17 protein-coding genes and 1 pseudogene are annotated in these 21630 nt (G+C 71.7%); 12 read left to right on the top strand and 6 right to left on the bottom strand.

The window, feature by feature from the left end:
* Positions 1 to 18: 18 nt before the first annotated feature.
* Genes ACIPSA_RS17855 through ACIPSA_RS17865 form a run of 3 tightly spaced genes read right to left on the bottom strand, consistent with a single transcriptional unit; the run spans position 19 to position 2840 of the window.
* Positions 19 to 1326, bottom strand: coding sequence for a coenzyme F420-0:L-glutamate ligase (locus ACIPSA_RS17855; RefSeq protein WP_402635346.1), 1308 nt, complete (start codon positions 1324 to 1326; stop codon positions 19 to 21).
* Positions 1323 to 2306, bottom strand: coding sequence for a 2-phospho-L-lactate transferase (gene cofD / locus ACIPSA_RS17860; RefSeq protein ID WP_402635349.1), 984 nt, complete (start codon positions 2304 to 2306; stop codon positions 1323 to 1325). Before cofD ends, ACIPSA_RS17855 begins: the two co-directional genes overlap by 4 nt.
* A 33-nt stretch (positions 2307 to 2339) precedes the next feature.
* Positions 2340 to 2840: a cysteine dioxygenase gene (locus tag ACIPSA_RS17865; RefSeq protein ID WP_402635352.1), complete on the bottom strand. Its 501-nt coding sequence runs from the start codon at positions 2838 to 2840 to the stop codon at positions 2340 to 2342.
* A 673-nt stretch (positions 2841 to 3513) separates the two neighbouring features.
* Here ACIPSA_RS17865 and ACIPSA_RS17870 point away from each other — a divergent pair.
* The 3 genes from ACIPSA_RS17870 to ACIPSA_RS17880 all read left to right on the top strand — a co-directional run bounded on the left by ACIPSA_RS17870 (position 3514) and on the right by ACIPSA_RS17880 (position 9143).
* On the top strand, positions 3514 to 3777 hold the full coding sequence (locus ACIPSA_RS17870) for a WhiB family transcriptional regulator (protein WP_003975777.1): 264 nt from the start codon (positions 3514 to 3516) through the stop codon (positions 3775 to 3777).
* A gap of 207 nt (positions 3778 to 3984) precedes the next feature.
* A complete protein-coding gene (locus tag ACIPSA_RS17875; protein ID WP_402635355.1) occupies positions 3985 to 7641 on the top strand; it encodes a glycosyltransferase family 2 protein in 3657 nt (1218 codons plus the stop codon).
* On the top strand, positions 7638 to 9143 hold the full coding sequence (locus ACIPSA_RS17880) for a DUF5719 family protein (protein ID WP_402635358.1): 1506 nt from the start codon (positions 7638 to 7640) through the stop codon (positions 9141 to 9143). The genes ACIPSA_RS17875 and ACIPSA_RS17880 overlap by 4 nt, the downstream gene beginning before the upstream one ends.
* 41 nt (positions 9144 to 9184) lie before the next feature.
* Here ACIPSA_RS17880 and ACIPSA_RS17885 read toward each other — a convergent pair whose 3' ends face one another.
* On the bottom strand, positions 9185 to 9637 hold the full coding sequence (locus tag ACIPSA_RS17885; protein ID WP_402635360.1) for a metallopeptidase family protein: 453 nt from the start codon (positions 9635 to 9637) through the stop codon (positions 9185 to 9187).
* A gap of 306 nt (positions 9638 to 9943) precedes the next feature.
* On the opposite strand from ACIPSA_RS17885, the gene ACIPSA_RS17890 reads away from it, so the two are divergent.
* From ACIPSA_RS17890 to ACIPSA_RS17915, 6 genes are all read left to right on the top strand, one after another.
* Entirely contained in the window at positions 9944 to 10369 is a 426-nt protein-coding gene (locus tag ACIPSA_RS17890; protein WP_384470396.1) for a DUF3499 domain-containing protein, read from the top strand.
* 184 nt (positions 10370 to 10553) lie between these two features.
* Positions 10554 to 11918, top strand: a complete 1365-nt coding sequence (locus ACIPSA_RS17895; protein ID WP_402635364.1) for a phosphomannomutase/phosphoglucomutase — start codon at positions 10554 to 10556, stop codon at positions 11916 to 11918.
* 142 nt (positions 11919 to 12060) lie between these two features.
* Positions 12061 to 12231 (top strand): Trm112 family protein, encoded by a 171-nt coding sequence (locus ACIPSA_RS17900; RefSeq protein WP_316748785.1) that lies wholly within the window; start codon positions 12061 to 12063, stop codon positions 12229 to 12231.
* Positions 12232 to 12360: 129 nt separating this feature from the next.
* Positions 12361 to 13488: an SIS domain-containing protein gene (locus tag ACIPSA_RS17905; RefSeq protein ID WP_402635368.1), complete on the top strand. Its 1128-nt coding sequence runs from the start codon at positions 12361 to 12363 to the stop codon at positions 13486 to 13488.
* Between the two features lie 84 nt (positions 13489 to 13572).
* Positions 13573 to 14724 carry a mannose-6-phosphate isomerase, class I gene (gene manA / locus ACIPSA_RS17910; protein WP_402635371.1) on the top strand — a complete coding sequence of 384 codons (1152 nt, stop codon included), beginning with the start codon at positions 13573 to 13575 and terminating at the stop codon, positions 14722 to 14724.
* A gap of 136 nt (positions 14725 to 14860) precedes the next feature.
* Complete coding sequence (locus ACIPSA_RS17915) at positions 14861 to 15841, top strand: cation diffusion facilitator family transporter (protein ID WP_402635374.1); 981 nt, start codon at positions 14861 to 14863, stop codon at positions 15839 to 15841.
* 369 nt (positions 15842 to 16210) lie between these two features.
* Here the strand turns inward: ACIPSA_RS17915 and ACIPSA_RS17920 are convergent.
* Positions 16211 to 16555 (bottom strand): annotated as a pseudogene (locus ACIPSA_RS17920) (S26 family signal peptidase); the annotation flags it as partial.
* Positions 16556 to 16644: 89 nt separating this feature from the next.
* Between ACIPSA_RS17920 and ahcY the strand changes: the two are divergent.
* Positions 16645 to 18102 (top strand): adenosylhomocysteinase, encoded by a 1458-nt coding sequence (ahcY, locus tag ACIPSA_RS17925; RefSeq protein ID WP_402635377.1) that lies wholly within the window; start codon positions 16645 to 16647, stop codon positions 18100 to 18102.
* 190 nt (positions 18103 to 18292) lie between these two features.
* Positions 18293 to 18907: a hypothetical protein gene (locus ACIPSA_RS17930; RefSeq protein ID WP_402635380.1), complete on the top strand. Its 615-nt coding sequence runs from the start codon at positions 18293 to 18295 to the stop codon at positions 18905 to 18907.
* A 56-nt stretch (positions 18908 to 18963) separates the two neighbouring features.
* Here ACIPSA_RS17930 and ACIPSA_RS17935 read toward each other — a convergent pair whose 3' ends face one another.
* A complete protein-coding gene (locus ACIPSA_RS17935) occupies positions 18964 to 19938 on the bottom strand; it encodes an RDD family protein (protein WP_402635383.1) in 975 nt (324 codons plus the stop codon).
* 131 nt (positions 19939 to 20069) lie between these two features.
* Between ACIPSA_RS17935 and ACIPSA_RS17940 the strand changes: the two genes are divergently transcribed.
* On the top strand, positions 20070 to 21077 hold the full coding sequence (locus ACIPSA_RS17940; RefSeq protein WP_402635386.1) for a stage II sporulation protein M: 1008 nt from the start codon (positions 20070 to 20072) through the stop codon (positions 21075 to 21077).
* The last annotated feature ends 553 nt before the right edge of the window (positions 21078 to 21630 follow it).

Consider the following 21630-nt stretch of genomic DNA (forward strand, 5'->3'; position numbering starts at 1 on the left):
AGCGGTCGTACGGCACCGTCACCGGACCTCGATGAACGCCCCCGCCTCCCGCTCGGGCCGCGGCCGCGGAGCCTCCGCCGGATGCCCGACCGCCACCGCCCCCATGGGATCCCAGTCCCCGGGAAGGCCGAGCACCTCGCGGACCACGTCCCGGCAGAACATCGTCGACGACACCCACGCCGAACCCAGCCGCTCCCCGGCCAGCGCGACCAGGAAGTTCTGCACGCCGGCGCCCGTGGCGACCACGAACATCTCCCGCTCGGCCGCGTCCCGCCGCGCGTCCCCGTACGTGTGCGAGCCGTCCATGACCAGACAGGGCACGACCAGATACGGCGCGCCTCGCAGCACGTCCCCGCGCCGCACCCGCTTGGCGATCGACTCCTCGCTCTTGCCGTCCCGCCGCAGGTCCGCGATCCAGGCGTCGCGCATGGCGTCGAGCAGCCGGATCCGTGACTCCGCCGACTCCAGCAGCACGAACCGCCACGGCGTCGTGTGGTGCGGCGCGGGCGCGGTCACCGCCGCTGCCACCGCCCGCCGCACCGCCCCGGGATCGACGGGCTCGTCGGTGAAGGCCCGTACGGTACGCCGCTGGGTCACCGCCTCCCGAACCGCCTCGGAGGTCCCGAGCCGGAACATGTCGTCGCGTGCGTCGCGCACCATCGCCCGTGCCCCCTCCCCGTCCTCGGCGGCCACCACGTGCGGCAGCCCGCGCACCACGGCGACGGGCAGACCCGCCGACTTGCCCTTGACCAGGTCGCCCGCGGCGGCGAGTTCGTCCGCCGTCGCCACGACGGTCGCGCTGAGCGGATTGCCGTGCGCGTCCGTGCCCCCACGCAGATCGTCCAGCACGCGCACGCCAGCGGCGCCGATCGCGACGTCGGTGAGCCCCGCGCGCCAGGGCCGCCCGAAGGTGTCGGTGACGACGACCCCGATCTCGACGCCGAGCGCGTCGCGCAGCCCGTCCCGGATCGCCCGCGCGGACGCGTCCGGATCCTCGGGCAGCAACAGCACTGTCCCCGAGGGGGTGTTGGAGGCGTCGACCCCGGCGGCCGCCATGACCAGGCCCTGCCGGTTCTCGACGATCCGCAGCAGCCCGCGCCGGGCCACGACCCGTACGGTCTCCGCGTCGATCGCCGCCTCCCGGTCGGCCGCCTCGACGATCCGGCCCTCCGCCTTGGACACGATCTTGGACGTGACGAGGAGCACGTCCCCGTCGGCCAGCCCCGGCTCGGCGGCCGCGATCAGCTTGCCGAGGTCGTCGCCCCGCTGGACCTCGGGAATCCCGTCGACCGCCCAGACCCGGTACTCGGGCGCCGTGTCGCTCACGCCCCTCGCACCTCCTCCGCCAGCGCCAGCGCCTCCCGGGCCATCTGCGCGGTCGCGTCCAGGTCGGTCATCATCAGCGGTACGGCCCTGCAGCGGATGCCGGCCGCCTCGATCCGCTCCACCGCTCCCGCGTCCACGGAGTCGACGAGCCAGCCGTCGAGCAGCCCCGAGCCGTAGTGCTCGGCCACCGCCGCGGCCGAGGACTCCACGCCGACCGCCGCGAGCACCTTGTCGGCCATCCCGCGCACGGGCGCGTCCCCGATGATGGGGGAGAGGCCCACCACCGGCACCCCGGCCTCGGCGATCGCCTCCCGGACACCGGGCACGGCGAGGATCGTGCCGATGGAGACGACGGGGTTGGAGGGCGGGAAGAGGATCACGTCCGCCTCCGCGATCGCCTCCACGACGCCCGGTGCCGGCTTCGACTGCTCCGCGCCGACCGGCACGACGGCCTCGGCCGGGACGGAGGCCCGCAGCCGCACCCAGTACTCCTGGAAGTGGACCGCCTTGCGCTCACCGGAACCCGCGGCGGAGCCGCTGTCGGGCAGCGTCACGGCGACGTGCGTCTCGACCCGGTCGTCGGTCATCGGGATCAGCCGCACGCCCGGCTTCCAGCGGTCGCACAGCGCCTCGGTCACCGCGCTCAGCGGATAACCGGCGCTCAGCATCTGCGTCCGCACGATGTGCGTGGCGAAGTCCCGGTCGCCGAGCCCGAACCACTCGGGCCCGGCCCCGTACGCCGCGAGTTCCTCCTTGAGGTGGAAGGTCTCGTCGGCCCGCCCCCAGCCCTGCTCCTCGTTGATGCCGCCACCGAGCGTGTACATCACCGTGTCGAGGTCCGGGCAGACCTTCAGCCCGAAGAGGTGGATGTCGTCGCCGGTGTTGCCGATGACCGTGACGTCCGCGTCCGGTACGGCCTTCTTCAGACCGCGCAGGAACCGGGCACCACCGATGCCGCCTGCCAGAACCACAATGCGCATGGGCCAAGTGTTGCAGGCGGGTACGACAACGTGTCAGGCAGTCACCGGACGCGCTTCGCAGTGCGGGGCCGTGGCCGTGTGCATCGGCATCTCCGTCAGCCCCGGGTAGTAGACGTGCAGACTGACCGCCGGCTCCAGCGCGTCGTTGACGACCTCGTGCACGTACCCCGGCGCGAACACCCGCTGCGCGCCCGCCTCCAACGCGCGCGTGCCCCGCTCGGTCCGCTCCGACAGCGTGCCCTCCAGAACGGTCAGCACACCGGAGGAACGGCCGTGGTCGTGCAGCCCGCTGCCCTGCCCCGGCACCCAGGACAGCAGCCACACCTCGTAGCCCGGGCCGGTGCGCAGCCGGTGGTACCAGCGCGTCGTGGCGTCGTACTGGACGAGGTGCTCCCACTGCGAGCGGTCGGCGGCGATGGCGCGGGCCAGACCGACGAACTCGGCGACGGTGGCCGGGTGCTCGCGCGGGGGCTGCAGGAGGTGCGGGACTTCGAGGATGTCGCCGGCGATCTGGAGGTCGTTGTCGCTGTTCATGGGGTGCGGTGGGTCCTCGGCAGAAGATGTGGGGGCTGGGGTCTCGCGTACCGTCCGCCCGGGTCGCGAGCGGGAGGGGTGGCCCTGGATCAGGGTCGGGAAAGGGGACAGCAGCCGAGTCGGGGTGGACTCAATGACAGCCGGAGCGAGCTGGGCTCAACAGCTGGAACAGCAACAACAGCTACAGCGAGCGTGGGCAGCACCGTGGGACCCGGCGGCGCGGGTCGAGGTGAGTGCCAAGTTCGCGAGCATGCCCCCAAGGACACCGGTTCACACCCGCACTGTCAACTCGGCACCCGGAATGTGGGACATGTTTCACCTCATCTGATGCATCTCTGTGGCGAAAGGTTTGTTCTGGAGCCCACCGGGACACATGGCGCACAACCGGGCGCACAGGGTCTCGCCGGAACGCGATCGAACGCCTGGGCGTCCTTCTCCGTACAGGTTCTGTGTGGGGTCGGCGTCCCCCATGGGCCTCGTCTGCGTGTCAAGGTTTATGGCGATTTGAACACTTTCTGCGCGGGCTTGGTTCCGCAGAGTGAATAACGGGCCCAATAGCAGATCCCGGCTTGACTCGCCCGGAGCAGCACACTTGTAATTTCACTCGTGTCGTTCAGCCGGAATCGGTAACGGCTACATCACGGGGACGCGAAAGACAGACGAGGGGCGCAGCATGACCGAGCTGGTGCAGCAACTGCTGGTCGACGACGCGGACGAGGAACTCGGCTGGCAGGAGCGCGCGCTGTGCGCCCAGACCGACCCCGAGTCCTTCTTCCCCGAGAAGGGCGGCTCGACCAGAGAGGCCAAGAAGGTTTGCCTCGCCTGCGAGGTGCGCTCCGAGTGTCTCGAGTACGCCCTCGCCAACGACGAGCGCTTCGGCATCTGGGGCGGCCTGTCCGAGCGCGAGCGGCGCCGGCTGAAGAAGGCCGCCGTCTGAAGACCGAACAAAGGCCTGCCGTCCGACCGAGCGGCACACGACCTTCACAGGGGCACGTCACGAACGGCCCGTCGCCAGTGGGTTATCCACAGGCGGCGGGCCGTTCTCATGGCCAGCCGATAGTGTGGTCGCTCGTCCGAGACGTCCCGCTGCCCCCTCGGGGCACAGGCGTCCACCGCAGTCCATCGAACCGGGGCCCGTACCTCGATGTCCGTGCACAGCCATACGGCAGCCCATCAAGAGGCCGCTGCCACTCCTGAGTTTCCGCGTCATGTGGTGACCGCGGTGCTCGTCTCCCACGACGGCGCCCGCTGGCTGCCCGACGCGCTCGCCGGGCTGCTCGGCCAGGAGCGCCCCGTTCAGTACGCCGTCGCCGCCGACACCGGCAGTGCGGACGACTCGGCCCAGCTGGTCACCGACGCGCTCGGCGCCGACCGCGTGCTGCACCTCGCCCGGCGCACCGGCTTCGGCCAGGCCGTCGAGGAGGCCAACCGCAGCGCACCCGTCCTCACTCCGGACGAGCTGCCGTACCTCAAGCGCCCCAGCGGCTGGGACCCCGTCACGCGCTCGTGGCGCGACGACGCCTACGACCTGCCCGAGCTCCCGCACGGGGAGCCGGTCCAGTGGCTGTGGCTGCTGCACGACGACTGCGCCCCCGAGCCCGACGCCCTCGCCCAGCTGCTGCGGATCGTCGACAACGAACTGGAGCTGGGCCGCGACGACGTGGCCGTCGTGGGCCCCAAGCTGCGCGGCTGGTACGACCGCAGGCAGCTCCTGGAGGTCGGCGTCACCATCGCCAGCTCCGGCCGCCGCTGGACCGGCCTCGACCGCCGCGAACAGGACCAGGGCCAGCACGACCACGTACGGCCCGTGCTGTCCGTGTCCACCGCCGGCATGCTGATCCGGCGCGACGTGTACGAGGAGCTCGGCGGCTTCGACCGGCGACTGCCCCTGATGCGCGACGACGTCGACCTGTGCTGGCGCGCCAACGCGGCCGGCCACCGTGTCCTCGTCGCCCCCGAGGCCGTCGTACGGCACGCCGAGGCCGCCTCCCGCGAGCGTCGCACCGTCGACTGCGGAGGGCGCACCGCCGCCTCGCCGCACAAGGTCGACAAGGCGGGCGCGATCTACACCCTCCTCGTCAACACCCGTACGGCCGCGCTGCCCTGGGTCCTGCTGCGGCTCGTGCTCGGCACGCTCCTGAGGACCGTCGCCTACCTCGTCGGCAAGGTCCCCGGACAGGCCGTCGACGAGATCCGCGGTCTGCTCGGCACCCTGCTGCGGCCCGAGCGGATCATCGCCGGACGGCGCAGGCGCGGCCGCCCACAGGTCGACAAGGACGAGCTGCGGCCGCTGTTCCCGCCGCCCGGCGCGACCGTGCGGGCCACCGTGGAACAGGTCGCCGGCAACTTCTTCGGCGGCTCCGACGCCGAGGTCTCCTCGGCCGGACGGCACGGCGGCGCGGTCGAGTCCGGGCCCGGCGGCGACGACGCCGACTTCCTGGAGCTCGAGCAGTTCGCCCGGCTCAAGCGCATCGCGCGCAAGCCCGGCCCGGTGCTCTTCCTGGTGCTGCTGCTCGTCTCGCTGGCTGCCTGCCGCGGGCTCCTCGGCGGCGGCGCGCTCGCGGGCGGGGCCCTGCTGCCCACCCCGGCCGACGCCGGCGAGCTGTGGTCGCGCTACCTGGACGCCTGGCACCCGGTGGGCGCCGGCGGCACCCCGGCCGCGCCGCCCTACCTCGCGATCGTCGCGATGCTGGCCTCCATGCTGTTCGGCTCGGCCGGCCTCGCGGTCACGGTCCTGCTGATCGGCTCGGTGCCGCTGGCCGGGTTCACCGCCTACTTCGCCTCCCGCCCGCTCGTCGAGTCCCGTCTCCTGCGCGCGTGGGTGGCCGTCGCCTACGCCTTCCTGCCCGCCGCCACCGGCGCCCTGGCCGGCGGCCGCATCGGCACCGCCGTCCTCGCCGTCCTGCTGCCGCTCCTCGCGCGGGCCGGTACCGCCGCCGCAGGACTGGCGAACTCCTCGGGCGCGCGTGGCAGTTGGCGGGCCACCTGGGCGTACGCGCTGCTGCTGACCGTCACCACCGCCTTCACGCCGATCGTGTGGCCCATCGCGCTGATCCTGGGGATCGGTGTGCTGGCCCTGCGCCGCCGCGACATCGTCGCCCACGGCCTGCGTTTCCTGGCCCAGCTGGGCACTCCGCTGCTGGTCCTCGCGCCCTGGTCGCTGACGCTGCTGCCGTTCGGCTTCTTCCGGGAGGCCGGACTGGTGTACGGCTCCTCGGCCGCCTCCGCCGTCGATCTGCTCGGCGCGAGCCCCGGCGGCCCCGGCACCGTGCAAGGGCTGATGCTCATCGGCATCGTCCTGGCCGCGCTGGCCGCCCTGCTGCGCTCCGAGCGTCAGCTGGGCATCCGGACGGCCTGGGCGGTCGCCCTGGTGGGCCTCGTCTTCGCGGCCCTGTCCAACAGCTCCACCTGGGCCGGTCCCGCGACCCTGGTGTACGGCATCGCGCTCCTTGCCGCCGCCGCGCTCGGCGCCGACGGGGCACGCGCGCGCGTGGCCGAGCAGAGCTTCGGCTGGCGTCAGCCGGTGGCCGCGCTGATCGCGTTCGCCTCGGCCGCGGGCCCGCTGCTCGTCGCCGCCGGCTGGATGATCCGCGGTGCCGACGGGCCGGTGGAGCGGCGCGACCCGGCGCAGGTGCCCGCGTTCGTCGCCGAGGAGAGCGGCACCCGCGACCAGGCCCGCACCCTGGTCCTCGACAGCGACTCCACCGCCCGCGTCCGCTACACCCTCGTCCGCGGCTCCGGCGCTCGCATGGGCGACGCCGAACTGGCCGCGACCGACGGTGAGAGCGGCAAGCTGGACAAGGTCGTCGCCAACCTCGTCGCCGGCTCCGGCGCCGACCAGGCGAACCAGCTCGGCGGCTTCGCCGTGCGCTACGTCCTGGTCCACAAGGGCGCGCCCCGCGAGGTCACCCGCGTCCTGGACGCGACGCCGGGCCTGTCCCGGCTCAGCCAGCAGAACGGCAGCGCGCTGTGGCGCGTCGACCAGCAGGTCTCGCGCGCGGCGATCGTGTCCGCCGCGGGATCGGGCACCCCGGAGCCGGTCGCCGCTGGACCCGTCGAGATCCACACCACGATCCCGACCGGTTCCGACGGCCGCGTCCTGCGTCTGGCCGACTCCACCGCCGAGGGCTGGACCGCCACCCTGGACGGCAGGCCGCTCACCCGCACCACGGTCGACGGCTGGGCCCAGGGCTTCGAACTGCCTTCCACCGGCGGCAGGCTGGACGTCACCTACGACGCCCCGGTCGGCCACACCGCCTGGCTGTGGGCCCAGGGCGCCCTCGCCGTAGTGCTCGTCGTGCTCGCCCTGCCCGGCCGGCGCCGCGATGTCGACGACGACCTCCCCGAGGAGGAGCTCGTTCCCGCCCAGGCCGTCGCCGGCGAGGGCCGCCGGGCCCGCCGCCTGCGCGCCCAGGCGGAGGCCGAGGAGACCGACGGCACGGACGAGTCCGACCCCGGCAGCGGGCCTCCTCCTGGGGAGGAGGCCCCGGCCGTCGCCGTACCCCACCAGCCGTCCTACGGCGACTGGGACGCGGCCGGCTACGCGGGCGACGGGTACGGCGCCTACGGCGACCAGTACCAGGGCACCGGGCAGTACCCGGCGGACGCGTACGACCCGCAGGCGTACCAGGCCGACCCGTACCAGAGCGGTCAGTACGACCCGTACGCGTACGGCGGGCAGGGCGGCGGGCAGATGTCGTACGACCAGACGTACCAGCAGGGCTACGACCCGGAGTACGACCCGGCGCAGTCCCACCCCCACGGCACCGGCAGTGAGCGCCCCGACGGGAGCCAGCAGTGAAGCGCACCACCCTGTCCCTGATCGCCGGTACGGCCGCGCTGGCCGCCGTCACCGGATTCGCCGTGCTCAAGACGCCGGAGGCGTCCGGCGCGGACTCCGCCAGGGCGGCCGCCCAACTGCCCGTGGAACGCACGAGTCTGCTGTGCCCGGCGCCGAGCATCTCCGACATAGCCGAGACGACGTACACGTCCTTCACGCCCGTCACGAAGGGCACGGCCGGCAGTGGCAAGGCGGCGCTCGCGGCGGCCACGGAGGAGTCGGCGGACGCGGCGAGCGGCACCACGAAGGGCACGAAGAAGAAGAAGAGCGTCAAGCCCGTCCTGACCCCCAAGGAGCCCGGCACCCCGGCCACCGGCGACGCCTCCGGTGCCGACTCGCCCGCGCTGGTCGGCATCGCCGAGGGGAAGTTCGCGCCGGGCTGGACCGTCCAGGAGACCACCGAGGTCGCCGCGGGCACCGGCCGTGGCCTCCAGGGCGTCAACTGCACCGCTCCGGACACCGAGTTCTGGTTCCCCGGCGCCAGCACCGCCGCCGACCGCACCGACTACGTGCATCTCACCAATCCCGACGACGGCCCCGCCGTCGTCGACATCGAGCTCTACGGCAAGGACGGCGCGATCAAGTCCCCCGTGGCGGAGGGCATCACCGTCAAGCCGCACTCCAGCGAGCCGGTGCTGCTGTCCACGCTCACCGACGAGCGGCAGACGGACCTGACGGTGCACGTCAGCGTGCGCAGCGGACGGGTCGGCGCGGCCGTGCAGGCCCTGGACGACAAGATCGGCGGCGACTGGCTGGCAGCGTCCACCGACCCGGCGGGCACCCTGATCCTGCCCGGCATCCCCAAGGACGCCACCTCCGTGCGTCTGATCGCCTTCACCCCCGGCGACGCCGACGCCGATCTGAAGGTGCGTCTGGCCTCTCCCGACGGTCTGATCACCCCCGCCGGGAGCGAGACGCTGCACGTGAAGTCGGGCATGACGACGGCGATCGACCTGGGTAACGTCACACGTGGCGAGGCGGGCTCCCTGGTCCTGACCTCGACGGACAGGGCCGTTCCGGTGGTGGCGGCCCTGCGGGTGACCCGGGGCAAGGGCGACAAGCAGGAGACGGCGTTCATCCCCGCCACCGGCCCGGTCGGCACGCGCGCGACGTCCGCCGACAACAGCGGCAAGGGCACGACCCTGTCCCTCACCGCCCCCACCGCCACCGCGACCGTCAAGGTCACGGCGTCGGCGGGCAGCGGCGGCGGCACGGTGTCGACGAAGACCTACACGATCAAGCAGGGCACGACCCAGGACATCGACGCCCCGGCCCCGGCCGGCCTGAAGGGCACGTACGCCCTGACGGTGGAGCCCGTGTCCGGCGGCCCGGTCTATGCCGCCCGCACTCTGGCCGCCACGGAGGAGGGCGTCCCCGGCTTCACCGTCCAGACCCTCCCGGACGACCGGGGAACGGTGTCGGTGCCGGAGGCCGACCAGGACTTGTCGGTGCTGCAGAAGTAGAGGTCCGACCGGGGTGCGCCGGGCCGCCGGCGCACCCCGGCTCAGTCCTCGCCGTAGCGGGGATCCACCGTCTCCGGAGTCAGCCCCAGCAGCTCCGCCACCTGCTCGACGACCACCTCGTGCACCAGCGCGGCCCGCTCGTCGCGCCCCTTCGTCCGGATCTCGACCGGCCGCCGGTACACCACGATGCGGGCCCGTCGCCCGTCACTCGCGGAGATCGTCCCGCCGAGCGGAACCGCCTCGTCGCTCCAGCCCTCGTCGGGCCGCCGCTCCAGTCGCGGCACTTCCAGCACCAGGAAATCGATGTCGGCCAGCTGCGGCCATCGCCGCTCAAGACGCTCCACGGAGTCCTGCACCAGGTCCGCGAACGCCTCGGCACGGCTCGCCGAGAGCGGCACCTGGGGCGGCGCTATCGGCCCGCGCATGCCCCGCCCGTGGCGATCACGACGTCGAGGCCCGGGGCCGGCGGCACGGGGCGGTACAGGGTTGTCCATCACTGGTGAAGCGTAGTCCCCGCACGGTCAGCGTGCCCGGCCCCCACGCTGCACGGCGTCGGCCGACCGGTCGGCAACCGGCCACCCGTACGGCTTGTCGCCACATGACCATTCCAGCCAAGGTTGGGCACGTTTCCGTATCTCTCCGAGACCGTCGAACTCAAGGCATTTGACGGTGTTTATGACGACTGATGACCGGATGCGGGTCTGCCCGGGGTGTCCGAAGGGCCCGTCCACGCAGGTCAGCAGGGCGTGTCCAGAGGGGCGTGTGGGGCGTTTCACAGCACGACACGGTGGAGTGACCTGGTGGAGAGTCGTCGCGGCCCGCTCAAGAGTGCGGTACCGTCCAACGTCGTGAGCCTTGTACGTCGCTGTTCGCGCACCGCTTGCGGCCGACCCGCCGTCGCGACGCTGACGTACGTCTACGCCGACTCGACCGCGGTCCTCGGCCCGCTCGCCACCTACGCCGAACCCCACTGCTACGACCTGTGCGCCGAGCACTCCGAGCGCCTCACCGCCCCTCGTGGCTGGGAGGTCGTCCGCCTCCTGGACGGCTCCGCCCCCGCGCGGCCCACCGGGGACGACCTGGAAGCGCTCGCCAACGCCGTGCGCGAGGCCGCCCGCCCCCAGGAGCGCGCCGCCGAGGCCGGTGGCGGCGGGGCTCGCACGGCGGACCCCATGGAGGTCGCCCGCCGCGGTCACCTGAGGGTGCTGCGCTCACCCGACAACTGAGCCCCCACCCCAGCCCCCACCCTCGGGGTGAACTCCGGCCACGGGCCTGGACTTTCGTCGGCCCTCGCCCGCCCGCCGCCCTGACCTGAGGTCACGGCTCGAAGCCCACCGGGCGTTCGCACATCGGACCCTTACCCGGAACGGGTAGTTTGGGGCGACCGATAGGACTTCAGGAGGGTTGGCCGTGGCTGCTGATCTGTCGCAGATCGTGAAGGCGTACGACGTACGCGGGGTGGTCCCGGACCAGTGGGACGAGACGCTGGCCGAGCTCTTCGGCGCCGCCTTCGTGCAGGTGACCGCCGCGGACGCGATCGTGATCGGCCACGACATGCGACCGTCGTCCCCCGGGCTGTCCCGTGCCTTCGCGCGCGGCGCGGCCGCCCGCGGCGTGGACGTCACGGAGATCGGTCTCTGCTCGACGGACCAGCTGTACTACGCCTCGGGCGCCCTCGGCCTCCCGGGCGCCATGTTCACGGCCTCGCACAACCCGGCGCAGTACAACGGCATCAAGATGTGCCGCGCGGGCGCGGCCCCGGTCGGCCAGGACACCGGCCTCGCCGAGATCCGCGAACTGGCCGAGCGCTGGAGCGAGTCGGGCGCGCCGGAACCGGCCGCGACGCCGGGAACGATCACCCGGCACGACACGTTGGAGGACTACGCGGCCTACCTCCGATCTCTCGTCGACCTCACCTCCATCCGCCCCCTGAAGGTCGTCGTCGACGCGGGCAACGGCATGGGCGGTCACACGGTCCCCACGGTCTTCGCCGGCCTGCCCCTGACCCTCGTCCCGATGTACTTCGAGCTGGACGGCACGTTCCCCAACCACGAGGCCAACCCCCTCGACCCCGCCAACATCGTCGACCTCCAGAAGCGCGTCCGTGAGGAGGGCGCCGACCTCGGCATCGCCTTCGACGGCGACGCCGACCGGTGCTTCGTCGTCGACGAGAGCGGCGACCCCGTGTCCCCCTCGGTGATCACCGCGCTGGTGGCCGAACGCGAGCTGGCCAGGAACGGTGGCAAGGGCACGATCATCCACAACCTGATCACGTCCCGGTCGGTCCCCGAGGTGGTCCGGGAGAACGGCGGCGCACCCGTCCGCACCCGCGTCGGCCACTCCTTCATCAAGGCCGAGATGGCGAAGACGGGCGCGATCTTCGGCGGCGAGCACTCTGCCCACTACTACTTCAAGGACTTCTGGAACGCCGACACGGGCATGCTCGCGGCCCTCCACGTCCTCGCCGCCCTCGGCGGCCAGGACGGCCCCCTGTCCGCCCTGGTCTCCCGGTACGACGGCTACGTCGGCTCCGGCGAGATCAACTCCACGGTCGGCGACCAGGCCTCCCGCATCGCCGCGATCCGCGCCGCGTACGAGGGCCGCGACGACATCACCCTCGACGACCTCGACGGCCTCACCGTCTCCGCCGCCGACTGGTGGTTCAACGTCCGCCCCTCCAACACGGAGCCGCTCCTGCGCCTGAACGCCGAGGCCCGCGACGAGGCCACGATGACCAAGGTGCGGGACGAGGCCCTGGCGATCATCAGGGGCTGACCCCGACCGGGTCGAGGTAGGGACGGCGCAGGAGTGGGAAGCCCCTGCGCCGTCCGCCGTACTCACGCCACCGCAGCCCTCACGGCGGTACGCTGACCAGGCACATCACTGCACGCCCGCACCTGCCCCGAAGGGACACCCCATGCCGCTCGAAGCCGGCCTCCTGGAGATCCTCGCCTGCCCGGCCTGCCACGCACCGCTGCAGGAGCAGGACACCGAGCTGATCTGCACCGGTCAGGACTGCGGCCTGGCGTACCCCGTCCGTGACGGCATCCCCGTCCTCCTCGTGGACGAGGCCCGCCGCCCGGCGTAACGACGAGGGCCCGCCGTCATCGCGGGCCCCGCCACCGACAACCAGGGCCCACGAACGCAGGCGTACGCGCACGGGCCCCACACAGACGAGCCGCCCCCAAGGACCCCGGCGAAGCGGAGGCTGCCGCCCATGCTCGACGAATCGCTGCTCGACACCCCGGAAGGCCTCGCAGAGGCCGACCAACGAGGCCTCCTGCGCGGCGCCGCGGAGGCAGGCGCCCGTGTCCGCACCGCGGCCCGGCACGCCATCGAGGCCGGCGTCGGCGACCTCAAACCGGACGGCAGGCCCCGCGCCGTCCTGATCGCCGGGCCCGGCGCCGCCGCCACCCACGCCGCCGACCTGCTCGGCACACTCGCCGGCGCCGGCAGCCCCGTCACCCGTCTGGCCCCCACCGGCGTCGCTCCCGCGGCCGGCGCCCTGCGCTGGGAGCTCCCGGGCTGGGCCGGCTCCGTGGACCTGCTCCTGATCGCCACCCCGGACGGCACCGAACCCAGCCTCTCCCTGCTCGTCGACCAGGCCTACCGCCGCGGCTGCTCGGTCGCCGCCGTCGCCCCCGCCCGCACCCCGCTCCACGAAGCGGTCGACGGCGCCCACGGCCTCTTCGTACCGATGGCGACCGCACCGTACGACCACGACGAGCCCCTCGCAGCGTCCTCCCCGGGCGTCCTGTGGGCGCTGCTCACCCCGCTGCTCGCGCTTCTCGACCGCATCGGCCTGCTCAACGCGCCGCCGGAGGCCCTGGAGAAGGCCGCCGACCGGCTCGACCACATCGCCGAGCGCTGCGGCCCGGCCATCGTTACCTATAGCAACCCCGCCAAGACCCTCGCCGCCGAGCTCGCCGACGCGCTCCCCGTCATCTGGACGGAGGGCGCATCGGCCGGTCCCGCGGGCCGCCGTTTCTCCGCCGTCCTCGCCGAACTCGCCGGACGTCCCGCCCTCGTCGAGGAACTCCCCGAGGCGCTCGCCGCACACAGTGCCCTGCTCGCCGGCGCCCTGGCAGCCAAGGCCGACTCCGAGGACTTCTTCCGGGACCGGGTGGAGGAGCGCCCCGCGCTGCACGCGCGCGTGGTGCTGCTCCGCAACCGCCCGATCGGCGGACTCACCGCCGCCCCGGCCGCCCGTGATCTGGCCCTCAGCCACGACACGCCGATCAGCGAGCTGGAACCCGAGCCGGGCGACGAGATCGAGACCCTCGCGGAGCTGATCGCCATCACGGATTTCGCCGCCGTTTACCTGTCGCTCGCCTCGAGAGCCTGATCTTGACCTCGACGCCCTGACCGCCGTACGCGCGACGCTCCGGAACGAGAGCGGCGCGCCGGAAGCAGAGAAGCAGAGAAGTTGATGGATCGCCTCGACAACACCGTCCGCCCCTACGCCTGGGGTTCCCCCACCGCCATCCCGAAGCTCCTCGGCGTCGAGCCGACGGGCGAACCGCAGGCGGAGATGTGGATGGGCGCACACCCGGGCGCACCCTCGCGCACCGCGCGCGGCACGCTCGTCGAGGTCATCGACGCGGACCCGGAGAAGGAACTCGGACCGGCCTCGGTCGCGAAGTTCGGCCCCCGCCTGCCCTTCCTGCTGAAGATCCTCGCGGCCGGCGCCCCGCTCTCCCTCCAGGTGCACCCCGACCTGGAGCAGGCCAAGGAGGGGTACGCCGACGAGGAGCGCCGTGGCGTCCCGATGGACGCCCCGCACCGCAACTACAAGGACGCCAACCACAAGCCCGAACTGATATGCGCGCTCACCGAGTTCGATGGCCTGTGCGGTTTCCGTGACCCGCTCCGGACCGCCGAACTGCTCGACGGCCTCGGCGTCGACTCCCTCAAGCCGTACGTCGACCTGCTGCACGCCCACCCGGAGGACGCGGCCCTGCGCGAGGTGCTCACCGCGGTCCTCACCGCCGACCCCGAGGAGATGGCTCACACGGTCGCCCAGGTGACGGCCGACTGCACCCGTCTCGGCGGTGACTACGCGCCCTACGCCGACCTCGCCCACCACTACCCGGGCGACCCGGGCGTCATCGCCGCGATGCTGCTCAACCACGTCCGTCTCCAGCCCGGCGAGGCCCTCTTCCTCGGCGCCGGCATCCCGCACGCCTACCTGAGCGGCCTCGGCGTCGAGATCATGGCCAACTCCGACAACGTCCTGCGCTGCGGCCTGACCCCCAAGCACGTCGACGTCCCCGAACTGCTCCGCATCGTCCGCTTCGAGCCGAGCGACCCCGGCGTCCTGCGTCCCGAGGCGTCCCCCGACGGCGAGGAGGTCTACGAGACCCCCGTCGACGAGTTCCGGCTGTCCCGTTACGTCCTCCCCGAGGGCGGCGCCGCCCACGACCTCACCCTCCCGACCCCGCAGATCCTGCTCTGCACGGCGGGTTCCGTGCAGGTCGGCGAGCACGAGCTGGGTCCCGGCCAGTCCGTCTTCGTCCCGGCGGACGAAAAGGCCGAGGCGTCCGGGGCCGGCACGGTCTTCCGGGCAAGTGTGATCATCTGATCGGGCTTGTGGATGCCTGACGCACCGCCGCCGGGCAGGGCTGCAAGAATGGCCCACCGGCAAAGGGCGGGCAAAGGCAACGGGAAGGCCTGCCCGGCGGCGTAGACGGACGAAGGCGAAGGGACAACGCGGACACATGAGCGCGTCAGGCGGCACCAGGGCGATCGTGGCGGCACTCGGCGCCAACCTCGCGATCGCGGCATCGAAGTTCGTGGCGTTCGCGTTCAGCGGCTCGTCGTCGATGCTCGCCGAGGGCGTGCACTCGCTCGCGGACTCCGGCAACCAGTTCCTGCTGCTCATCGGCGGTAAGAAGGCCCAGCGCGAGGCGACCCCGCAGCACCCCTTCGGCTACGGCCGCGAGCGCTACATCTACGCCTTCCTGGTCTCCATCGTCCTGTTCTCGGTCGGCGGCATGTTCGCCATCTACGAGGGCGTCGACAAGATCGAGCACCCGCACGACATCGAGCACTGGTACTGGCCGGTGGGCGTCCTCGTCTTCGCGATCATCGCCGAGGGCTTCTCCTTCAAGACGGCCATCAAGGAGTCCAACGAACTGCGCGGCAAGCTCTCCTGGGCGCAGTTCATCCGCCGCGCCAAGGCCCCCGAGCTGCCGGTCGTCCTCCTGGAGGACTTCGGCGCGCTGATCGGTCTGGTCCTCGCCCTCGGCGGCGTCGGCCTCGCGCTGCTCACCGGTGACGGCGTCTGGGACGGCATCGGTACCGTCTGCATCGGCGTCCTGCTCGTCCTGATCGCCCTCGTCCTGGCCGCCGAGACCAAGTCCCTGCTGCTCGGCGAGGCCGCGGGCCTCGACGTGATCAAGGAGATCGAGGCCGCGATCGTCGACGGCGACACGGTCACCGGCATCATCCACATGCGCACGCTCCACCTCGGCCCGGAGGAACTGCTGGTCGCCGCCAAGATCGCCGTCCAGCACGACGACACGGCCGCCGAGGTCGCCGACGCGATCAACGCCGCCGAGGCCCGTATCCGCGCCGCCGTCCCGATCGCCCGCGTGATCTACCTCGAACCCGACATCTACAGCGAGGTCGAGGCCGCCAAGGGCCCGGACCCCGAGGCGACCCCGGGCGGGCCGACGCCACATGCGGACGGCCACTGAGCTCCGCCACGACCACTGAGTTTCCCTACGACCACGGGGCCCGCCGGCACTTCGGCGGGCCCCGTCGGCTGTCGTCACCGTCACCCAGTCACCATCGGACCGGCTGCGCCGGCCAGGGCGAAGGCGGCACCTGCGCCGCTTTCCGCCGCCGTACCGCCCAGGGACGAGGACGTCCCCGAGGAGCAGGGCCGTACCGAACAGGGCGGGGCCCGTACGGTCGTCCGTCACCCGGCCCCGGACCGCCCACAGGGGCACCGTCCCACCGTGATCCGAGTCGAAGAAGCGCGAGTCCATCGAATCCGCCCGGTGGTCGATCGGCTTCCCGTTCACGGTCACCCGCGCCTGAGACCCCACCCGAGTGCAGCACGTCACGCGGTCGCCGCCCACACCGATGAGCCGCTGCATCAGGATCCCGTCGGACCTGTACCGCTCCGGCGCCGAGAACACCACGACGTCACCGCGCCGGACCTCGTCCCTGTGCGTGCCCGGCCGCGCCCCGGAGACCACGAAACGACCCTCGGCGGCCCGTCCGGCCGCCGTTCGCGCCCCGTGATCGGCGCGATCTGTTCGACGGTGGACTGGGGACGTCCGGCTCCTCCGGTGTAGCTTGGGACGGAGCCAGACGTCGCTGCTGATGGCGGTCGGGCGGTCCCACAGCGGACCGACCGAGGGAGAGAGGGCCTCCGACGGACTGCGCTGCGCGCACGTGGGCATGCCTGTGTCCTCTTTTCGGGCACCCCTGTGTCCGCCGCCGCGCAGACCAGCCGTACCCACCTCGACCCAACCCCGAGGAGCAGCTCGCAATGACGACTGTCGACAACCGACAGGACTTCAAGGTCGCCGACCTCTCCCTGGCCGAGTTCGGCCGCAAGGAGATCACCCTCGCCGAGCACGAGATGCCGGGCCTGATGGCGATCCGCAAGGAATACGCCGAGGCCCAGCCCCTCGCCGGCGCCCGTGTCACCGGCTCCCTGCACATGACCGTGCAGACCGCGGTCCTCATCGAGACCCTGGCCGCCCTGGGCGCCCAGGTCCGCTGGGCCTCCTGCAACATCTTCTCCACCCAGGACCACGCCGCGGCCGCCATCGCCGTCGGCCCGAACGGCACGCCCGACAACCCGCAGGGCATCCCGGTCTTCGCCTGGAAGGGCGAGACCCTGGAGGAGTACTGGTGGTGCACGGAGCAGGCGCTGACCTGGCCGGACAGCCCCACCGGCGGCCCGAACATGATCCTGGACGACGGCGGTGACGCCACCCTCCTCGTCCACAAGGGCGTCGAGTACGAGAAGGACGGCAAGGTCCCCGCCCTGGAGACCGCCGAGTCCGACGAGCACCGCGTCATCCTCCAGCTGCTCCACCGCACCCTGGGCGAGAACCCCCAGAAGTGGACCCAGCTGGCCTCGGAGATCCGTGGTGTGACCGAGGAGACCACGACGGGCGTGCACCGCCTGTACGAGATGCAGCGCGACGGCGTCCTGCTGTTCCCGGCGATCAACGTGAACGACGCGGTCACCAAGTCGAAGTTCGACAACAAGTACGGCTGCCGCCACTCCCTCATCGACGGCATCAACCGCGCCACCGACGTCCTGATCGGTGGCAAGACGGCGGTCGTCTGCGGCTACGGCGACGTGGGCAAGGGCTGCGCGGAGTCCCTGCGCGGCCAGGGCGCCCGCGTGATCGTCACCGAGATCGACCCGATCTGCGCGCTGCAGGCGGCGATGGACGGCTACCAGGTCACGACCCTGGACGAGGTCATCGACAAGGCCGACATCTTCATCACCACGACCGGCAACAAGGACATCATCATGGCCGCGGACATGGCCAAGATGAAGCACCAGGCCATCGTGGGCAACATCGGCCACTTCGACAACGAGATCGACATGGCCGGTCTGGCGAAGGTGCCGGGCATCGTCAAGGACGAGGTCAAGCCGCAGGTCCACACCTGGACCTTCCCGGACGGCAAGGTGATCATCGTGCTGTCCGAGGGCCGCCTGCTGAACCTGGGCAACGCCACCGGTCACCCCTCGTTCGTGATGTCCAACTCCTTCGCGGACCAGACCCTGGCCCAGATCGAGCTGTTCACGAAGCAGTCCGAGTACCCGATCGGCGTGTACACGCTGCCCAAGTACCTCGACGAGAAGGTCGCCCGCCTCCACCTCGACGCGCTCGGCGTGAAGCTGACCACGCTGCGCCCGGAGCAGGCCGCGTACATCGGCGTGGAGGTCGAGGGCCCGTACAAGGCGGACCACTACCGCTACTGAGTCCGCAGCCCCGCTCTCCGTGGGAGCACGTCCGTGCACTGACGCGCTCCTCCCGGCGGCAGGTCCTCCGAGGCAGGCCCCCGCACCCCCGTGCCGGGGGCCTGCCCCTTTTGGCCGACCGGCCGTCACACCGGCCGGAGCGGCCCGTCGAGGTGACCGGACCACCAGCCCGTCAAGACCCAGGACCCCCATGCCCCGCGGCCGTTATTCGCTCCACGATCCGCACGATCACACCCCCCTCGCGGAAGAGCACTTCCAGTGCGCCCCCGGCCCGTCCGGCTGGCGCTACGTCTCCCAGCTGACCACCCCCTCGGGCGACCACACCGGCTCCGTCGACCTCGCCCTCGACGACCTCGGCCGCCCGATCCGCCTCGAACTTCACGCGGGCGGCTGGCAGGTGCGCGGCGCCGCTCTCGACGGCGTCACCTGGGTCCGTACCGACCCCACCGGCACTCGTGCCACCGAAGGCAATGTGCGCGCTCACGCCTTCACCGGCACGTCCCCCGCGTTCCTCGTCGCCACCGCCCGTCTCCTGCGCCTCACCCCTTCCGCCGCCGCTACCCGCGTACGCCTCGTGGCCTTCACGGACCCGGTCCTCGCCCCACGCACCGTCGACCAGTCCTGGGCTCTGGTGAACAGCGAAACACACGCCACTGACAACGGCCCCCTGACCGTGGACGAATACCAGGTCACAGCCCTGGACACCGGCGAGCGGCACACGGTGCACATCGCGGGCGACGTGGTCCTCGCGGCGCCCGGTATCGAGCTGGAGGACCTGCAGTCGCCCCCGTCGGTCTTCGGCTGACGCGACCGGAGCGAGCGCGGCCGTGTGCGCTCCGGGCACCGAAGCCGCCGCGCAAGCTATACGGGTGGCACGAACCCGGTGGTCGGGCGGTCGGCAAGCGGCTCGTCCTGCGGGAACACGGGCCGGTCGACAGGGGCCGGAGCGCCGGCCGGGCTTCCGGGGGGAGACCCCATCGGGACGCCACCGGTGACCGGCGCGTGCCCGGGAACCGGGACACTCGACATGACCGGTGCGGTCCCGGCAACCGGCACGGCTCCCGCAAACGGCACGCCCGCGGCCGGGCCTCCGCCGAACGCCCGCCGGGCCTCACGTGCCTGCCGCTCGTTCACCACCGCCGCCAGATACGCCGCCGGTGGCACGCCCTGCGGTGCCGGAGCACCGGTGCGAGCCGCCAGTTCCGACGCGAGCCGCTCCGCCATCGCCGAGGAGACCTGCGGATCAAGCTGCTGCATGCGCGTCAGGTACTGACGGACGGCAAGCCACAGACCGTCGGGGACCGCCGACAGATCGAGCCCCGAAAAGCGCCCCACCAGCCAGGGCGGCGGCGGAGGAACGAAGCCGGTCTGCCCGACGGGCACCCGCTCCCGTACGACCAACGTCCCCGCGAACACGTCCCCGAGCCGCCGCCCGCGCGCCGACACGAGCGACGCGATACAGGCGACGACCCCGAAGGTCAGCAGAATCTCGACCACGCCGATCGCACCCCGCACCAACGCATGCCGGAAGCGGATGGGCCCGCCGTCGTCCCGCACCACGCGCAGCCCGCATGCCATCTTCCCCAGCGAACGGCCGTGACTGAGCGTCTCCACCGCGATCGGCCCGCCCACCAGCACCAGCAGGAACGTCGCGATCGAGAGCGCGAGCTGAGCCGCCTCGTCCAAGGACGCCGTCGACACCGCCACCGCGGTGGCCACGGCGATGTACGCCGCCATCGCCACGAGCAGGTCGAGCAACACCGCCAGTGCCCTGCTGGGCAGCCTCGCGGGGCGCAACTCGAGCGCCACCGCCTCGCCCGTCACCAGCTCACTCACGCCCGCCGTCCTTCCCCTGGTCTGCCCCGTGAACCGCAAGTCTGCCAAGCTGTGGGCGCATCGCGCCCCAGTACGACAAGCTGACAGCCTCGACCAGCAGTCGATGAGCAGCCGAGGAGCAGGCAGACCCGATGGACCTGGACGTCTTCGTCTCCGCCCACCGAGCCGAGTGGGACCGCCTCGACGCCCTGCTCCACCGCCAGCGCCGACTCACCGGCGCGGAGGCCGACGAACTCGTCGCCCTGTACCAGCGCACCGCCACCCATCTCTCCCTGATCCAGTCCAGCGCCCCCGACCCACAGCTGACGGGACGGCTCAGCCAGCTCGTGGCACGCGCGCGCAGTGCCGTGACCGGCACCCGCCGTGCCTCTTGGCGTGACGTCACGCGTTTCCTGGGGCAGGGCTTTCCCGCGGCGGTCTACCGGTCGCGCCACTGGTGGGTACCCACCGCGCTGGTGTCCACCACCATCGCGGTCCTCCTGGGCTGGTGGATCGGTACGCACCCCGAGGTGCAGTCGTCCATCGCGGCTCCGAACCAACTGCGCGAGCTCACCCGCCCGGGCGGCGAGTACGAGACGTACTACTCAAGCCATCCGGCCGTCTCCTTCGCGGCCCAGGTGTGGACGAACAATGCGCAGGCCGCCGCGATGTGCCTGGTCCTGGGAGTCTTCCTCGGCCTTCCGGTCCTCTGGATCCTCTTCGAGAACATGCTGAACCTGGGCGTCGGCCTCGGTCTCATGTCGTCGGCCGGCCGTCTCGACACCTTCCTGGGCCTGGTACTCCCGCACGGCCTGCTCGAACTGACCGCGGTGTTCGTGGCGGCCGGTACGGGACTGCGCCTCGGCTGGACCGTCATCGACCCGGGTCCCCGCACCCGCCGCATCGCCCTCGCGGAAGAGGGCCGCGCCGCGGTGGGCATGGCGATCGGCCTCGCCCTGGTCCTCTTCGTCTCCGGCGCCATCGAAGGGTTCGTCACCCCGTCGGGCCTGCCCACGTGGGCCCGCATAGGCATCGGAGTCGTCGCTGAGCTGGCCTTCCTCGCCTATGTTTATGTCCTGGGCGGCCGTGCCGCACGCGCCGGTGACACGGGCGACCTCGTGGCCGCCGAGCGCAGCGACACACTCCCGATGGCCGCCTGATGTGCGTGCACGCCTCTTGAGCTGCTAGTCTCCTCTTCGCCCCACGAGAGCCGTTGACACGGAGCGAGCGGGGAGGTAGATTCAAACAGTTGCCTAGAGAGCTGGACAGCTCCAGGGTAGTTGCTTGAATCTATCTGCTTCTTGTGGAGTCACAACTCCGAGAAGCACCTCCGAATTACTCAGAAATGAGCGGCTGGTCAGACCGGCCAAGAACTTCTGATAAAGTCGGAACCGCCGGAAAGGGAAACGCGAGAGCGGAAACCTGGAAAGCGCCGAGGAAATCGGATCGCGAAAAGGTCTGATAGAGTCGGAAACGCAAAAACGAAGGGAAGCGCCCGGAGGAAAGCCCGCGAGGGTGAGTACAAAGGAAGCGTCCGTTCCTTGAGAACTCAACAGCGTGCCAAAAGTCAACGCCAGATATGTTGATACCCCGTCTCCGGTCATCATGACTGGGACGTGGTTCCTTTGAAATAACACAGCGAGGACGCTGTGTGCGAGGGGACTATTCCTCCTCTCGCACCGCTCTCGTGGTGTTCATCCCGCAGTTTTTAAT

It is taken from the genome of Streptomyces sp. NPDC086549 (assembly GCF_044746205.1).
In the GTDB taxonomy this organism is placed as follows: Bacteria; Actinomycetota; Actinomycetes; order Streptomycetales; family Streptomycetaceae; genus Streptomyces.

Coding starts and splice junctions, on each gene's coding strand:
- ACIPSA_RS17915 (WP_402635374.1), top strand. CDS start 14,861: ATGAGCGCGTCAGGCGGCACCAGGGCGATCGTGGCGGCACTCGGCGCC.
- ahcY (WP_402635377.1), top strand. CDS start 16,645: ATGACGACTGTCGACAACCGACAGGACTTCAAGGTCGCCGACCTCTCC.
- ACIPSA_RS17930 (WP_402635380.1), top strand. CDS start 18,293: ATGCCCCGCGGCCGTTATTCGCTCCACGATCCGCACGATCACACCCCC.
- ACIPSA_RS17905 (WP_402635368.1), top strand. CDS start 12,361: ATGCTCGACGAATCGCTGCTCGACACCCCGGAAGGCCTCGCAGAGGCC.
- cofD (WP_402635349.1), bottom strand. CDS start 2,306: ATGCGCATTGTGGTTCTGGCAGGCGGCATCGGTGGTGCCCGGTTCCTG.
- ACIPSA_RS17865 (WP_402635352.1), bottom strand. CDS start 2,840: ATGAACAGCGACAACGACCTCCAGATCGCCGGCGACATCCTCGAAGTC.
- ACIPSA_RS17900 (WP_316748785.1), top strand. CDS start 12,061: ATGCCGCTCGAAGCCGGCCTCCTGGAGATCCTCGCCTGCCCGGCCTGC.
- ACIPSA_RS17875 (WP_402635355.1), top strand. CDS start 3,985: ATGTCCGTGCACAGCCATACGGCAGCCCATCAAGAGGCCGCTGCCACT.
- ACIPSA_RS17940 (WP_402635386.1), top strand. CDS start 20,070: ATGGACCTGGACGTCTTCGTCTCCGCCCACCGAGCCGAGTGGGACCGC.
- manA (WP_402635371.1), top strand. CDS start 13,573: ATGGATCGCCTCGACAACACCGTCCGCCCCTACGCCTGGGGTTCCCCC.
- ACIPSA_RS17885 (WP_402635360.1), bottom strand. CDS start 9,637: ATGGACAACCCTGTACCGCCCCGTGCCGCCGGCCCCGGGCCTCGACGT.
- ACIPSA_RS17870 (WP_003975777.1), top strand. CDS start 3,514: ATGACCGAGCTGGTGCAGCAACTGCTGGTCGACGACGCGGACGAGGAA.